This is a genomic window from Pseudomonas fluorescens, from assembly GCF_902497995.1.
Lineage (GTDB): Bacteria > Pseudomonadota > Gammaproteobacteria > Pseudomonadales > Pseudomonadaceae > Aquipseudomonas > Aquipseudomonas fluorescens_BK.
Genome location: NZ_CABVII010000007.1, coordinates 196233 through 211903 on the forward strand (window position 1 = coordinate 196233; position 15671 = coordinate 211903).

The 15671-nt window shown below is 61.4% G+C and carries 14 protein-coding genes and 1 pseudogene; 6 read left to right on the top strand and 9 right to left on the bottom strand.

The window, feature by feature from the left end:
• Positions 1-15: 15 nt before the first annotated feature.
• Positions 16-1203 carry a molybdopterin molybdotransferase MoeA gene (locus F8N80_RS11090; RefSeq protein WP_191632904.1) on the top strand — a complete coding sequence of 396 codons (1188 nt, stop codon included), beginning with the start codon at positions 16-18 and terminating at the stop codon, positions 1201-1203.
• 85 nt (positions 1204-1288) lie between these two features.
• Here F8N80_RS11090 and F8N80_RS11095 read toward each other — a convergent pair whose 3' ends face one another.
• Positions 1289-1600, bottom strand: coding sequence for a hypothetical protein (locus F8N80_RS11095; protein WP_150744504.1), 312 nt, complete (start codon positions 1598-1600; stop codon positions 1289-1291).
• A 226-nt stretch (positions 1601-1826) separates the two neighbouring features.
• Between F8N80_RS11095 and yegS the strand changes: the two genes are divergently transcribed.
• Together yegS and F8N80_RS11105 are read left to right on the top strand one after the other, a co-directional pair.
• Entirely contained in the window at positions 1827-2729 is a 903-nt protein-coding gene (gene yegS, locus F8N80_RS11100; RefSeq protein ID WP_150783855.1) for a lipid kinase YegS, read from the top strand.
• Positions 2730-2806: 77 nt separating this feature from the next.
• A complete protein-coding gene (locus F8N80_RS11105) occupies positions 2807-3613 on the top strand; it encodes an MOSC domain-containing protein (protein WP_150783856.1) in 807 nt (268 codons plus the stop codon).
• 66 nt (positions 3614-3679) lie between these two features.
• On the opposite strand, the gene F8N80_RS11110 is transcribed toward F8N80_RS11105, so the two are convergent.
• From F8N80_RS11110 to F8N80_RS11140, 7 genes and pseudogenes are all read right to left on the bottom strand, one after another.
• On the bottom strand, positions 3680-3964 hold the full coding sequence (locus F8N80_RS11110; protein WP_054052109.1) for a pyrimidine/purine nucleoside phosphorylase: 285 nt from the start codon (positions 3962-3964) through the stop codon (positions 3680-3682).
• 61 nt (positions 3965-4025) lie between these two features.
• A complete protein-coding gene (locus tag F8N80_RS11115; RefSeq protein ID WP_150783857.1) occupies positions 4026-4574 on the bottom strand; it encodes an exonuclease domain-containing protein in 549 nt (182 codons plus the stop codon).
• 71 nt (positions 4575-4645) lie between these two features.
• Positions 4646-6607 carry an acetyl-CoA carboxylase biotin carboxylase subunit gene (locus F8N80_RS11120; RefSeq protein ID WP_150783858.1) on the bottom strand — a complete coding sequence of 654 codons (1962 nt, stop codon included), beginning with the start codon at positions 6605-6607 and terminating at the stop codon, positions 4646-4648.
• Positions 6608-6723: 116 nt separating this feature from the next.
• On the bottom strand, positions 6724-7521 hold the full coding sequence (locus F8N80_RS11125) for an enoyl-CoA hydratase/isomerase family protein (RefSeq protein ID WP_150744509.1): 798 nt from the start codon (positions 7519-7521) through the stop codon (positions 6724-6726).
• Positions 7518-8674, bottom strand: a pseudogene (gene atuD, locus F8N80_RS11130) (citronellyl-CoA dehydrogenase). The gene F8N80_RS11125 and the pseudogene atuD overlap by 4 nt, the downstream one beginning before the upstream one ends.
• A gap of 25 nt (positions 8675-8699) precedes the next feature.
• On the bottom strand, positions 8700-10316 hold the full coding sequence (gene atuC, locus F8N80_RS11135) for a geranyl-CoA carboxylase subunit beta (protein WP_150783859.1): 1617 nt from the start codon (positions 10314-10316) through the stop codon (positions 8700-8702).
• 2 nt (positions 10317-10318) lie between these two features.
• Positions 10319-12121, bottom strand: a complete 1803-nt coding sequence (locus F8N80_RS11140) for an acyclic terpene utilization AtuA family protein (RefSeq protein ID WP_150744512.1) — start codon at positions 12119-12121, stop codon at positions 10319-10321.
• 179 nt (positions 12122-12300) lie between these two features.
• Between F8N80_RS11140 and F8N80_RS11145 the strand changes: the two genes are divergently transcribed.
• The 3 genes from F8N80_RS11145 (at position 12301) to F8N80_RS11155 (ending at position 14926) form a co-directional block, all read left to right on the top strand.
• Positions 12301-12927, top strand: a complete 627-nt coding sequence (locus tag F8N80_RS11145) for a TetR/AcrR family transcriptional regulator (protein WP_150744513.1) — start codon at positions 12301-12303, stop codon at positions 12925-12927.
• Between the two features lie 90 nt (positions 12928-13017).
• A complete protein-coding gene (locus F8N80_RS11150) occupies positions 13018-13812 on the top strand; it encodes a substrate-binding periplasmic protein (protein WP_191632900.1) in 795 nt (264 codons plus the stop codon).
• 100 nt (positions 13813-13912) lie between these two features.
• On the top strand, positions 13913-14926 hold the full coding sequence (locus F8N80_RS11155; RefSeq protein ID WP_150783860.1) for a GNAT family N-acetyltransferase: 1014 nt from the start codon (positions 13913-13915) through the stop codon (positions 14924-14926).
• 157 nt (positions 14927-15083) lie between these two features.
• Here the strand turns inward: F8N80_RS11155 and F8N80_RS11160 are convergent, their stop codons facing one another.
• The gene (locus tag F8N80_RS11160) at positions 15084-15632 is read right to left on the bottom strand and encodes an RNA polymerase factor sigma-70 (RefSeq protein ID WP_033059180.1); all 549 of its coding nucleotides are present in this window, start codon (positions 15630-15632) and stop codon (positions 15084-15086) included.
• Positions 15633-15671: the final 39 nt, after the last annotated feature.

A 15671-nucleotide genomic window follows, 5' to 3' on the forward strand; every position in this document is an offset into this window, starting at 1 on the left:
AAGACCGGCAGCCTGATGGCGGTCGAGGTGGCCCTGGCCCGCTTGCTCGAAATGGCCGAGGCCTCACCGATTCGCGAGCGTGAATGCTTGCCGTTGGCGCAGGTAGAGGGCCGCGTACTGGCCGCTGACCTGGTGTCGACGCTTGACCTGCCGCCGTGGCCCAACAGTGCCATGGACGGTTATGCCTTGCGTGTGGCTGACTGGACGGGAGAGCCGTTGGTGGTCAGTCAGAAGATTTTTGCAGGCCAGGCTCCGGGCCCTTTGAAACCAGGCACTTGTGCACGAATCTTCACCGGTGCGCCGGTTCCCGCCGGTGCCGATTGCGTCGAGATGCAGGAGAACGCCGAGGTCCAGGCGGATGAGCGAGTGTGTTTCATCGAACCCATGACCCCGGGACAAAACATCCGTCCGCAAGGCCAGGAAACCACCGTCGGTGAACTGATTCTGCCTGCCGGCACGCGCCTGGGGCCGATCGAGCAGGGGTTGGCGGCATCGCTGGGTTGCGCAGAGCTGGAGGTGATTCGCAAGGTTCGCGTTGCGGTCTTGTCTACCGGGGATGAGTTGCTTGAACCGGGTCAGGCGCTGGGGCCGGGGCAGATTTACAACAGTAATCGAGTGTTGCTCTGCAGTTGGTTGCAGCGCCTGGGCTGTGAGGTGATAGACGCCGGTATTCTTGCGGACGACCTGGCGACTACTCGCACCCGTCTGGGTGAGTTGAAGGATGTCGACCTGATCCTCTCGACGGGCGGTGTCTCGGTAGGTGAAGCCGATTTTCTCGGGATCGCCTTGCGGGAAGAGGGCGAGTTGACCTTGTGGAAGCTTGCCATCAAGCCAGGAAAACCGTTGACCGTCGGGCATTTTCGCGGCGTCCCGGTGATCGGCTTGCCCGGCAACCCGGCATCGACCCTGGTGACCTTTGCCTTGTTGGCAAGGCCCTATCTGATGCGCCGTCTGGGGGTGAAGGAAGTCGAGCCCTTGAAGTTTCAGGTTCCGGCAGGATTTGTCTGGTCCAAAGCCGGGAATCGGCGCGAGTATTTGCGCGGACGGCTGGAGAACGGCCGGGCCATCATTTACAGGAACCAGAGTTCGGGGGTGCTGCGTAGCGCCGCGTGGGCGGATGGTCTGGTTGAAGTGCTGGAAGATCGCACGCTGGTCGAGGGGGACTGGGTCAGCTTCATCCCATTGAGTGAAGTCCTGGGCTGAGATCCGCTCCGGTCCTGCTCCGTGGGCCCGCCGCCATCGGCCATCCATGGTCGGGGGCGGCGGATTGTGCGTTCATGGCGAATCCTTATCGACCTAGAAGAAGCGTCACGAGCTGGTCGAAACGGCTATTGCCGATCCACACCAGAAGCCCGAGGACCACGGCTGTTCCGCCAGCTGAATAAACGAGCCGGTGCTTGATTGATTTGACGTTGTCACGCATTTCATCCATGTCTCTTCGAATGTAGTTGAGGTGAGTCTCCATTTCAGTGACGCGAGGGTCCATGGCAACCCCGCCGGTGGGTGCTGCGCTGTTCTTTAATTCAGCCTGATGACTGGAACGTTTTTCTGCGAGTGGTGTGACCGTATTGAGCGGTGGCCTGATGTCATGGTTTTGCATGGCACGTCCCTGTTTGTTTCTGCTGATGACTGATAATTGCAGTCGCCACGTTGTACCAATCACGGCAGGCTGGTCAATTGAGCCGATTCCTAACGTTTTGTAAGAAAATTCCTTATTGCAAGGCGCAACACTGCTCGATTTGAATTAATTCAACTTCCATCGACTTTTCTGAAGGGTGATGAGGTCATATCTCCCGTACGGAATTCAATTCATGGGAGTGAGCACAATGAGCGAACGCAGGGCGCTATTGATTCTGCATGGCAAGCAGGCGCTCAACGAGTCGGTTCGCGCCGCCGTCGAGGGCAAGCGCCAACAGGGTTGGGAACTGGCCGTTCGACTGACCTGGGAAGCCGGAGACGCACAACGGCTGGTAGAGGAGGCATTGACGGCAGGCTACAGGCAAATCATCGCCGGCGGCGGTGACGGCACCTTGCGTGATATTGCCGAGGCCATGGCCGCACATCCGACGCAGGCCAGCCTGGTATTGATGCCTCTGGGGACGGCCAATGATTTTGCCCGCGCCGCTGGTGTACCTCTGGAACCGGATCAGGCCCTGGATCTTTTGGACACCGCGCCGAGCGCCATCGATCTGGGCGAAGTGGGCGGACAGGTGTTCCTGAACATGGCCACGGGCGGCTTTGGCAGCCAGGTGACGGCCAATACCTCCGAGGATCTGAAAAAAATCCTTGGCGGCGCGGCTTATCTATTCACCGGTTTATCTCGCTTCAGTGAGTTGCATGCGGCCTACGGCGAGTTGCAGGGCCCTGATTTCCAATGGAGTGGCGAGCTGCTGGCATTGGGTATCGGCAATGGCCGGCAGGCTGGCGGCGGGCATGTGTTGTGCCCGGACGCACTGGCAGACGATGGCCTGTTGGATATCAGCATCTTGCCTGCGCCGCAGGAACTGGTCGGCACCTTGAAAACACTGTTGGCTGACGGTTTCGGTATCGACAACATGTTTGTGCGCGCCCGTTTGCCATGGGTCGAGATCAAGGTCGCGGAAGGTCTGTACATCAACCTTGATGGCGAACCTCTGGAAGGCGACAGTCTGCGGTTCTCTGCACGGGCGGCGGCACTGCGCGTGCATCTGCCGGAAAACTCGCCGCTGCTCGGCGGTACTCGAACGTAGACCGTGTCCGTTCTCAGCCTTTGATTCGGCGCTGGAGGTCGTATAGGGTGGCGTTTTTACCCTCCAGGGAGCTGGCCATGCTGCGTCTGAGCGCGCTTTATCGTTATCCGTTGAAATCCGGCAAGGGCGAGATCCTGCAACAGGTGGGTCTCGACAAGCTTGGGCTGGAAGGCGATCGACGCTGGATGCTGGTGGACGAAGCCAGCGGGCGTTTCCTGAGCCAGCGCGTAGTGGGGCAGATGAGTCAGCTGGCGGCGTTGTGGAATGCCGAAGGCGGCTTGACCCTGAGTGCGCCGGGCCGCGAAGCGATTGATATCGCCTTGCCCGGCAGTGACGCCGAGCTGCGGGGCGTGACCATCTTCCGAGAGAGTTTGCGGGTCCCGGATGCCGGTGATGAGGCGGGTGCCTGGGTCAGTGAATTCATTGGCAAGCCGACTCGCCTGGTGCAAATCCCGCTTGATCGCGCGCGCACCACTCAGGCGGGCTACGGCAAGGATGACGATCAGGTAGCCTTCGCCGATGGCTTCCCGCTGTTGCTGATCGGGCAGGCCTCTCTTGAAGATCTTTCGCAAAAAGTCGGGCGCCCGCTGCAGATGCTGCGCTTTCGACCGAATCTGGTGATCGAAGGCAGCGAAGCGTTTGCTGAAGATGGCTGGAAGCGTATCCGTATCGGCGATCTCGAGTTTCGTGTGGTCAAGCCCTGTTCGCGCTGCATTCTGACCACCGTCGACCCGCAAACCGGGTTACGCAGCGACGATCGCGAGCCTCTGGCGACCTTGCAGAAATACCGTGCCCAGGAAGAGGGGGCGATGTTCGGCCAGAATCTGGTCAATGATGGCAATGGTCAGCTCGAAATCGGCATGCCGGTGACGATCCTGGATTAAACGCGACCATAAAAAATGCCCGTGTCCTGGAACACGGGCATTTTTTTGCGCGGTGAACCCTGGGGTTTAGCCGCGGTATTCGCACAGGTAAGCGGTGTCGACCGCCACTTTCAGCTGGAACTTGCTGTTGGCGGGCACGTTGAACTGGCTGCCGGCGGCGAAGGTTTCCCAGTCGCTGCTGTCGGGCAGTTTGACGGTCAGGGCACCGGTCACCACATGCATGATTTCACGCTGGCTGGTGCCGAATTCGTACTCGCCCGGAGCCATGACGCCGATGGTCGCCGGACCTTCTACAGTGCCAAAGGCGATCGACTTGACGGTGCCGTCGAAGTACTCGTTGACTTTAAACATGGGCGATTCCTCGAAAAGGGCTGAAAAGGGCTGGCCAGTATGCACAAGGCCCTTGGCGCCGTCACGTGCTAGAGGGGAGCACCAGGGGTAACAGGCGTGCCGTATTGCGCGCGTCTTCCAGCGCCCGGTGCTGTTGCCCGGTGAATTGCATGCCCGCCAGTTGCAGGGCGCCGTTGAGCCCCAGCGGGCGTTCCAGCCGACGGGCCTTGGCAAAGCGCTGCTTGAGGTTCATGTGCGGCACTCGACTCAGGGCGCTATCGAGCTGCAAGCGCTGCCATTCCTGAAGCAGTTGCTTGCGGTCGTAGTCGCCCCAACTGACCCAGCCTTCCAGCCGCGCGTGATGCTGGTCGAGCCAGCGTTCGAACGACGCCCAGACTTCGCTCAACGACTCGGCGCCGTCGACGTTGGCCTGGGTGATGTGCGTCAGTTCCCGGCAAAACGGTGTCAGCAAGGGCCGACGCAGTGGCCGCACGAAGCGCTGGAATGCATCCAGTTCTCGCCCCTTGCGATCCACCAGCGTGGCGCCGATTTCGATAATTTCCATTTCCGTAACTGGCCATCCCCCCTCATCGGTGGTGGCCTCCAGATCAATCACCAGCCAGTGAGGCATCGCAGGGTTCCTGGTATCCGCGTCCTGATAGCGCTTGAGCGTAGCCAAACCCGGCGGATCCGCCTAGCGGCTTATTCGACCTCCAACAATATCTGACGATTTTTCACCTGGTCGCCGACCCTGACCTGCAGGCGTTTGAGCACGCCGTCGATGCCTGACTTGAGGGGATGCTCCATTTTCATGGCCTCCAGCACCACCAACAACTGGCCTTTACTGACCGGGCTGCCTTCGGTGACCAGCACGTCGACGATCGCACCGGCCATCGGAGCCTTGAGCGTGCCGGAACTGACGCTGGCCTGAGCGCTGACCAGGGCTTGAGTCCGATCCACCAGCTGCAGGCTGCCGGGCCGGGTGAACAGCCAGAGCTGCGCGGATTCGAGACGATAGGCATAACGTTGGCGGATGCCATCGATTTCCAGGGTGGCCCAGCGTCCGTCGCACTGAACGACCTTCAATTCGAGGGTGCGGGTGGCGACTTGAATCCGGTAGGGTTTGCCAGGCACTGCGTGCAATTGCACCGGGCAATCCTGATCTTCCAGGCCGATGCGATAGTGCAACGGCACGCTGGCGTTGTTGCGCCAACCGGCCAGGGGTGCACGGTGGTGCCGCGCCGACGCCTGATAAAACAGGGCCGCGGCGATCGCCAGTTCTTCGGCTGCGGGTACCGGGGGACGCAGGCAGTCATGGTCGGAAAAATACCTGGGGATGAAGCCGGTATTGAACTCGCCGCTGACGAACTGCGGGTGTTGCAGCAAGCTGGCGAGCAGGCGCTGATTGCTCTGTACGCCCAGCAGCACGCTGTCCTGAACGGCGCGCAACACCTTGCGCCGGGCTTCTTCGCGGGTGGCGCCGTGGGCAATGAGCTTGCCCAGCAGGGGGTCGTAGAAGGGGCTGATGTTCTGGCCTTCGATCAGACCATGGTCGATCCGCACGCCGTCCTGCAAGGCGGGCTCCCAGGTTGCGATGCGCCCGGTCTGTGGCAGAAAACCCTGGGCCGGGTCTTCAGCATAAAAGCGCACTTCCATGGCATGGCCATTGAGTTGCAGCTGCTCCTGACGCAGCGGCAGTGGCAGCCCTGCGGCGACCTGTAGCTGCCAGGCCACCAGGTCGAGGCCGGTGATCAATTCGGTCACCGGGTGCTCCACTTGCAACCGGGTGTTCATCTCCAGAAAGTAAAACTGTCCGCTGGCATCCAGCAGGAATTCCACGGTGCCAGCGCCGACGTAACTCACCGCGCGCCCCGCCTTGAGCGCCGCTTCACCCATGGCCTGGCGCAGTTCGGTGGTCATCACCGGGCAGGGCGCTTCCTCGATGACTTTCTGATGGCGACGCTGGATCGAACAGTCGCGCTCGCCGAGGTGGATCAGGTTGCCGTGCCGGTCGCCGAATAGCTGAACCTCGACGTGCCGGGGATCCATCAACGCGTGTTCGAGGATCAGCTCGTCACTGCCAAACCCGTGCTGCGCTTCGGAGCGCGCGCTGCGGATCTGCTCCAGCAATTGACCGGCATCCTGGACCAGGCGCATGCCGCGCCCACCACCGCCGGCACTGGCCTTGATCATCAGCGGGTAGCCGATGCGCGCGGCTTCGCGACTCAGGGTCGCGTCGTCCTGTTCGGCACCCTGATAGCCGTTGATGCAGGGCACACCGGCATAGATCATGGCGAGTTTCGACAGGCGTTTGCTGCCCATCAACGCTATGGCGTCGGGGCTGGGGCCGATGAAGGTGATGCCGGCGTGTTGGCAGGCGAGGGCGAAGCCGGCGTTTTCCGAGAGGAATCCGTAGCCGGGGTGGATCGCGTCGGCCCCGGTGCGCAGGGCGGCGTCGATGATTGCCGGGATGTTCAGGTAAGACTGCTGCACCGGGGCCGGGCCGATGTTCACCGCTTCGTCAGCCATCTGCACATGCAGGGCATCGGCGTCGGCATCGCTGAATACCGCGACGGTGCGATAGCCCAGGGCCTGGGCGGTGCGCTGGATGCGGCAGGCGATTTCACCGCGGTTGGCGATGAGGATTTTTTTGAGGGCGGGCATGGTTTGTTCCCTTCGTCTTGCGGTGATTTTGAGGGCCTCTTCGCGGGCAAGCCTCGCTCCTACAGGATGTGTGAACAACACAAGACCTGTAGGCGCGAGGCTTGCCCGCGAAGCTTTTAAACGGCCCACCCCGGCTTACGCTTTTGCACGAAGGCCTGGGTCCCCTCGACCCCTTCAGCCCCGGTCACCGCTTCGCTGAACCACTCGGCCGCTTCATCGAGCAATGCATCCGCCGGCTGCCCCGCACTCGCCAGCAACAGCTGTTTAGTCCGCGCATTGGCCTCCGGCGCGCAGCACAACACATGGGCCAGCACCTCATCGAGCCGTTCGGCCAGGGCTTGCGCGTCATGTTCGACAAAATGCACCAGGCCGATCCGCTTGGCCTGGGTGCCATCGAAGCGCGCCGCGGTCAGGGCGAGTCGACGAGCCTGGGTCAGCCCGATCCGCTGGACCACGAACGGCGCGATCTGCGCGGGCAGCACACCGAGACTGGTTTCCGGCAGGCCGAATTGCGCTTGATGATCGGCCAGGGCGACATCGCTGACGCAGGCCAGGCCCAAACCACCGCCGAGGACGGCGCCTTGCAGTACGGTGATGACCACCTGTGGCGCGTGTTGCACTGCTTGCAGTAGCGTGCCGAACGCACGGTTCAACTCGCGGCAGGCAGTCGGGCCTTGAGCGCGGGCGTTGGCCATGTCCTTGATGTCGCCTCCGGCACAGAAATGTCCGCCGGCACCGCCGACGACCAGGGCACGAACTGCGCGATCATCCTGTACAGCCGCCAGCACCGCGCGCAGTTCGGCGACCATCTGCAGGCTCATGGCGTTACGGCTGTCGGGGCGGTTGAGGGTGATGTGCAGGACGCCGTTGTGCAGTTCCAGCAGCAGGGTCTGGCAAACCGGCAAGGTGCTCATGGCTTTCTCCCCGGCAGGATGCCCATGAGTTTGCAGATGATCCCCAGCATGATCTCGTCGGCCCCGCCGCCGATCGACACCAGCCGCACATCGCGGTAAGCCCGGGCCACCGGGTTGGCCCACATGAAGCCCATGCCGCCCCAGTATTGCAGGCAACTGTCGCTGACTTCCCGGCCCAGGCGACCGGCCTTGAGTTTGGCCATCGACGCCAGGCGGGTGACGTCCTGGCCTTTGATGTAGTGCTCGGTGGCCTGATAGACCAAGGCTCGCAGGCATTCGATTTCAGTTTGCAGTTCGGCCAGGCGGAAGTGAATCACCTGGTTGTCGATCAGCGCATTGCCGAAAGTCTGGCGGTCCTTGCAGTAGTCAATGGTGCTGTCGATGCAGTATTCCAGGCCCTTGATCATGTTGGCCGCGCCGAACAGGCGTTCCTCCTGGAACTGCAGCATCTGCATCATGAAGCCCGCGCCTTCGTGGCCGATGCGGTTGCGTTGCGGCACGCGCACGTTGTCGAAAAATACCTGGGCGGTTTGCGAACTGCGCATGCCGAGCTTGTCCAGGGGCGAGCCGAGGCTGATCCCGGGGCTGTTCATCGGCACCATGATCAGCGACTTGTTGAGGTGCGGTTTGTCGTCCGAGGTGTTGGCCAGCAGGCACATGAAGTCAGCACTCGGCGAATTGGTGATCCACATCTTGCTGCCGTTGATCACGTAGTCATCGCCGTCCTTGCGGGCGCTGGTGTTCAATCCCGCCACATCGGAACCGGCGCCCACTTCGGAGACGCCGATGCAGCCGACCTGTTCGCCGGTGATCGCCGGGCGGAGGAATTCTTCGCGTAGTTCATCGGAGCCGAAACGGGCGAGGGCAGGGGTGCACATGTCGGTCTGCACACCGATGGACATCGGAATCCCGCCACAATGAATGGTGCCGAACTCTTCGGCGGCGACGATCGAATAGCTGTAGTCGAGCCCCATGCCGCCGAATTTTTCCGGCTTGGAAATCCCCAGCAGGCCGATCTCGCCAGCCTTGCGGAAAATCTCGTGGATGGGGAAACCCCGGCCTTTTCCCATTCTTCGACGTGAGGGTTGATCTCGTGGTCGACGAATTGGCGGACGGTGCGGCGCAGTGCTTCGTGTTCCTGGGTGAAGATCATTTTTATTGTTCTCCTGTGATCGCCCTTAGAAGCGGGCTACGCCAAAACTGTTGGCCTGCAACGGCCGCACTTCGGCCTCGTGACAGATGTCCAGCAAATACCCGAGCAAGGTCCGGGTATCCCGCGGATCAATCAGCCCGTCGTCCCACAGACTGGCACTGCCATACAGCGCGGTGGCCTGGCTATCGAGTTTCTGCGCGGTGACCTGTTCGAGCCTGTCGAGCATGTTCGGATCGGGTACCAGGCCGTCCTTGAGCTGTTTGGCCTCGGTGACGATGCGCAGCACTTTGCCGGCCTGGGCGCCACCCATGACCGCCGTGCGGCTGTTGGGCCAGGCGAAGATGAAGCGCGGGTCGAGGCCACGGCCGCACATCGCGTAGTTGCCGGCGCCATAGGAGCCGCCGACAACGATGGTCAGTTTCGGTACCCGGGCATTGGCCACCGCCTGGATCATTTTGGCCCCGTGCTTGATCACGCCTTGCTGTTCCGCTTCGGTGCCGACCATGAACCCGGTGGTGTTGTGGAAAAACAGCAGCGGCGTCTGGCTCTGGTCGCAGAGCTGAATGAACTGCGCCGCCTTGCTCGCACCCTTGGGGGTGATCGGGCCGTTGTTGCCGATGAAGCCGCAGGCGTGGCCCTGAATCTGCAGATGACCGCAGACGGTGTGCTGATCGAACTCGCCCTTGAATTCGAGGAAGTTCGAACCGTCGGCCATCCGCGCGATGATTTCGCGCACGTCGTAAGGTTTTTTCGGATCATCGGGAATCAACCCGAGCAACTCATCAATGGGGTAAAGCGGTTCTTCCCACTGTCGCGCAGGGATTGCAGGCAGCCGCGCATTCCACGGCAACAGGCTGACAATCTCGCGGACCTGGCGCACGCCGTCGGCATCATTCTCGGCCAGGTATTCAGCGGTGCCGGCGATTTGCGCGTGCATCCGGGCGCCACCCAATTCTTCATCGGTGGCGACTTCGCCAGTGGCCGCCTTGAGCAGCGGCGGGCCGGCCAGAAACAGCTTGGCTTTACCGCGCACCACCACCACGTAGTCCGACAACCCCGGTTGATAAGCCCCGCCAGCGGTGGCCGAACCGTGAACTACGGTGATCTGCGGCAGGCCCATGGCCGACATCCGCGCCTGATTGGCAAAGCTGCGCGCGCCTTCGACGAAAATGTCCGCCGCGTAATTGAGATTGGCGCCGCCGCTTTCGGCGAGCGTGATCACCGGCAGTTTGTTTTCCATGGCGATCTGTTGCAGGCGCAGGGATTTTTTCAAACCGCTGGGGGAAATGGTCCCGCCCTTGATTGCACTGTTGTTCGCCACGACCAGTACCCGGACACCGGACACGTAACCGATCCCGGCGATCAGGCCGCCACCGGCCGAGCTGCCGTCCTTGTCGTCGTGCAACTTATAGCCGGCCAGGCTCGCCAGTTCGAGGAAGGGGGCGCCGGGGTCCAGCAGCAGGTTGAGGCGTTCGCGGGGCAGCAGTTGTCCGCGCTTGTCGAACCTGGGCCTGGCTTCTTCAGCCTTGTCCAGCAGGTTTTGTTCGAGTTGGCGGACGTGCTCGATGCCCGCCAGCATCGCCGCACGATGACGGGCGAACTGTGCGCTGAACGGGTCCACTTGCGACTTGATCACGGGCATGGCTAGTTGACCTGGTCGGCGATGCGCTGAGGCACCGGAATCTGGATTTCCAGCAGTTGTTGGGCAAAAGCCTTGCCTTGCGGATCGATGCGCAGACTGGCCACACCGCCACCACCCAGGGCATTTTCCAGCAGAAAGTTAAGGCTGTGGGTGGCGGGCAGGTACCAACGCTCGACACGTCCGTGGACCGGGTCGAGGACATGGCTCATCCAGTCGACGATCACTTCCGGGGTCAAGGCTTCGGCGATCCACGGCAGGTAGTCGGCTTCGCGTGCCATGACCCCGATATTGCTGTGATTGCCCTTGTCGCCGGAGCGCGCCACCGCGAGTTTGATCAGGGCGACGCTGGCATCGGCCGGGCCCGTGGGTTTGGGTGGGGCCAGGGGGATGGGCAAATCCGCGGTGTCGAGTCTATCGACGGCGGGCAGGGCACACGGATGGCGCTGGCCGGCGAGGTCGATCTCCAGTGTGCAAGCGCTTTTGTCGATGAGGAACGAGAACAGCCGGATCAGCGGATACACCGTCGGCCGCCCGCCGACGATCCCGGTCAGCCCGGGGGCCATGCCGGTAGCGGCCTGGGCGATTTCCCTGGAGAACAGGATCAGTGCCTGTTTGTCCGGATGGCGCACGGCGAGCTTGATCACCACTTCGCGGCTGTCCTGGCGCTGGCCATGGGGGCCATAGGTGGCCTCGCTGCCCAGCAGCTCGATGTTCACTTCACTGTAAGGCGCCCAGCCGTGCTGCCTGAAGATTTCCGAGGTCTTGTCAATGATCGCTGCGCTGACCCGGCGCGCCTTGTCGACCGCATCGATCCCGGCGATCAGGCAACTGGCGGTGCAACGAAAGCCGTCCGGGAACGTGGCACTGACCTTGTATTGACCGGTCGGCGGAAAGCCCTTGGCGCCGTGCACTTGAACTGCGTTCTTGCCTTGTTGCACCAGTTTTACCTGAGTGAAATCACAGATCACGTCTGGCAGCAGATAAGCCTGCGGGTCGCCGATTTCATACAGCAGTTGCTCACCGACGGTCAGGGGTGTGACCAGGCCGCCGGAACCTTCGGGTTTGCTGACGATGAACCGACTGTCGGCGCTGACTTCAACGATGGGAAAGCCAATGTGTTCGTAGTCGGGAACGTCGCGCCAATCAGTAAAGTTGCCGCCGGTGCACTGGGCGCCGCATTCGATGATGTGGCCAGCCAACGCGGCCTGGGCGAGTTTGTCGTAGTCGTGCCAGGACCAGCCGAATTCGTGCACCAGCGCGGCACTGACCACGGCGCTATCGACCACGCGCCCGGTAATCACGATGTCCGCGCCCAGGCGCAGGGCCTCGACTATGCCCGGCGCGCCGAGGTAGGCGTTGGTCGAGACGCACATCGGCGGCAGTGGCGCGCCGCTGAACATTTCCTGCAGGCCAAGGCCACTCAGCTGTTTGAACTGCGGTTGCAGGTCGTCACCCAGCAGCACGGCGATTTTCAGCGCCACCCCGGCCTGGTCGCAGGCTGCCTGCAGGGCCGTGGCGCACGCGTGTGGGTTGACCCCGCCGGCATTGCTGATGACGCGAATGTTCTGGTCGGCGAGCTGAGTGAGCAGGGGGCTGAGGACTTCGATGAAGTCGCTGGCGTAGCCGGCCCGGGGGTCTTTCATTCGCGCGCCGGCCATGATCGACATCGTGATCTCGGCCAGGTAGTCGAACACCAGATAGTCCAGGCGCCCGCCTGCCACCAGTTGGGCGGCGGCGGTCGAGGTGTCGCCCCAGAAGGCGCTGGCACAACCGATGCGAATTGTTTTGGACCCCGTCAACGCCATAGCCACCTCCGACAGCAGTAGATCGAGACTACCAAGCAAGCGCTTGGTTTGTAAACGACTAAACTATCTTCTGCCCGAGCGCTTGCTTGGTCGTTCCCGCCAGCTTAAATTGCCCGCGCAACCCCGCTGTTCTGGCGGTAAAGCGGCAAATTGGATTGATCGACTGTAGGAGAGAACGGGTGGACGAGCAAAAAGCCCTGAGGGTCATGCGCGAATTGGTCGATAACGGCCAATTGACCGACCCGGACAGCGCCCGCGGCAAACTGTTGCAAGTGGCGGCTCACCTGTTTCGCAACAAAGGCTACGAGCGCACCACCGTGCGGGATCTGGCCAGTGCCGTCGGCATTCAGTCCGGCAGTATTTTTCATCACTTCAAAAGCAAGGACGAGATCCTGCGAGCGGTGATGGAGGAGACCATTCGCTATAACACGGCGTTGATGCGTGCGGAACTGGCCGAGGCCGGCAGCGTGCGCGAGCGGGTGCTGGCGCTGATTCGTTGCGAATTGCAGTCGATCATGGGCGGCAGCGGCGAGGCCATGGCGGTGCTGGTGTACGAATGGCGTTCGCTCTCCGAAGAAGGGCAGGCGCGGGTATTGGCCCTGCGTGACATCTATGAAGACCTCTGGCTGCAGGTGCTGGGCGAGGCCAAGGACGCCGGGTTTATCCGCGGCGATGTGTCCATTACCCGGCGGTTCCTGACCGGTGCACTGTCCTGGACCACTACCTGGTTTCGCGCCGGCGGCAGCCTGAGCCTCGATCAATTGGCCGATGAAGCGTTGATTCTGGTGCTGGCAGAGAAACACTAGTGTTGTCCGAAACACAACTACACTGGTGAAGTGGCTGAAACGCCTGCCTTGAATGCATTGAAGCGTATTTTCCGGGGAGTGGGTTGTTTGATGTCTTCGCCAATTCGGACGGCCTCGGTGCTTTTGCTGGCGGCGCTTTCGTCGATAGGGACAGTACCGTCCCAGGCTGCACAGCTGGTGCGGATCGGCGCCGCGCATTTCCCGCCTTACACGGTTCGCCCGGAAACCGGTGTCGACACCGGCCTGTTGCCGCAATTGGTCGAGGCGCTCAATGCCTTGCAGAGCGACTATCAATTTGTCCTGGTGCCGACTTCCATTCCCCGGCGCTTCGGCGACTTCAAGCAAGGCCGGGTGGACATGGCGATCTTCGAGAACCCGGACTGGGGCTGGAGGGGCATCCCCCACACCACCGTCGACATGGGGCTGGAAGACGCCGAGATTTTTGTCGCGCAACGCGAGCCCGATCGTCAGCAAAGCTATTTTGCCAGCCTCACCGGCAAACGCCTGGCGCTGTTCAGCGGCTATCACTACGAATTTTCCAATTTCAATGCCGACCCGAAATTTCTCGCGCAGAACTACAACGCCACGCTGACCTATTCCCATGACAGCAACCTGCTGATGGTGCTGCGCGGGCGAGCGGACATTGCCCTGGTGACGCGCTCGTACCTGAGCGATTACCTGCTGCGCAACGAAAAGGTCGCCGATCAGTTGCTGGTGTCCGAGCGGGTCGATCAGATCTATCACCACTACGCCATCCTCCGCCCGACGGCGCCCATCAGCGGTGCTGCATTTGGCAAGTTGCTGCAAGACTTGCGCGAAAACGGCCAGATGCTGAAGATTTTCGATCCGTACAGGATTGCCGTGGTGCCGGTGCTCGATAACTGATATCGCGCCACAGATCGCGTATTGACCGACTTCTCTTAAATTTCCTGCCTTGGCTCACGTCACCTCGTTGAACTGTCGACGATTAACGTGAGCCCGACCCATGCCCGATCCGAATGACCTGACTGCCCTGGCGTTGCCCACGGGAAGCCGTCTTGTAGCTGATGAAACCGAAAACCGGCTGAGCCTCGGCCTGGATGGGCAGCCGCTGATCAGGTTGCGTCTGACCCGCGAACCCGAACTGCTGGTGCAGCTGGAGCAAGGCTTCGACCGCCCCGATGGCGATGCACTGCGCACCGCCTGTTATTGGCTGTTTGCCCGCGATCCGGCCTGTCATCGCCTGACCTGGCAGCTGGAAGACGTTCCCGCCGAAGCCTTGCGCAACGGCTTGCTGGTCGCCACTGAAACCTCGGGCCAGTATCGCTGCGAGCGCACCCTGTTCTGGCAGTTGCCGCAGCCCTGGCTCGGTCAGTCCCTGGCCAGCAGCTATCCGCAACAAATGGTCATCAGTGGTGGCAAGCGTCATCCGTTGCGACCGCTGAAACCACAAGGTGAGGTCTATCGACGTTTCGATGCACGGCTGGGCGCGTGGATTTCCCTGCGCACGGTGGACATCGACCATGACCTTGAACGGTTCCATCGTTGGCAGAACAGTGCGCGGGTCGCGAGTTTCTGGCAGGAGCAGGGCAGTCTCGAACAGCATCGCGAATACCTGGGCAAGCTCGAGGCCGACCCCCACACCCTGACCCTGATCGGCTGTTTCGATGATCAGCCGTTTGCCTATTTCGAGGCCTATTGGGCCAAGGAAGATCGCATCGCGCCCTTCTATGACGCGCACGATTACGACCGGGGCATTCACATGCTGGTCGGTGAAGAGCATCACCGCGGCCCGCACAAGGTGGCGAGCTGGTTATCGGCGCTGGTGCATTACCTGTTTCTCGATGACCCGCGTACCCGGCGGGTGGTGGCCGAGCCTCGGGCCGACAACGGCAAGATGATCGGGTATATGCAGGGTCAGCGTTTCCATTGCGAGAAAGAGTTTGATTTTCCGCATAAGCGCGCGGCGTTGATGGTGCTGGGGCGGGAGCGGTTTTTTGATCGGTGTGAGTTGGTTTGAAGTGTAGGGCTCAAGATTCGTTGTGATCTTGAGTCCGCCTTCGCGAGCAAGCCCGCTCCCACAATTTGATCTCCATTGAACACAGAATTTGTGAACACAGGTGATCCAATTGTGGGAGCGGGCTTGCTCGCGAATGGGGCGACACAAATTTCGGATCTCAACGCCGGGCAAAGGTATCCACCCGACTCCCCGACACCTTGCGGCAGTGCACCAAAGCATCGCGGATCATGAAGTTCACCAGGGTCGGCGAGACCCCCAGTTCCTTGGCGATGTCCTTCTGCGGCACGCCATGCAGGCGGTACATCTCGAAAGCGTAACGGGTGCGGCTGGGCAGCTCCGTCAACGCATCGGCAATGTTTTCCAGGGTCGAGAAATTGATGTGCGAGGTTTCCGGCGAAGCGCCTTGAATCACCACGTTCAGGCCTTCTTCCTCAGGCCCCGAATACTTTTGTTCCAGTGCCTGCTTACGGTAGTGATCGATCGCCAGGTTACGCACGATCTGGAACAGGTAGCTGAGTTGAGCCTTGAACGAGGACGTGATCTGCGGCGCCGATTGCAGGCGGAAGAACGCATCCTGGACTACGTCTTCAGCACGCGAGCGGCAGCCGGTGATACGGGCTGCAATCTTGACCAGAATCAATCGATTGTCGACGAATGCCTGAAGTAGCGGTGAATCGCACCTGCTTGTGGACACTTGTTCCGTCATGGAAATCACCCTGCTGCAAATAGGTTAGTGGGACGCCTG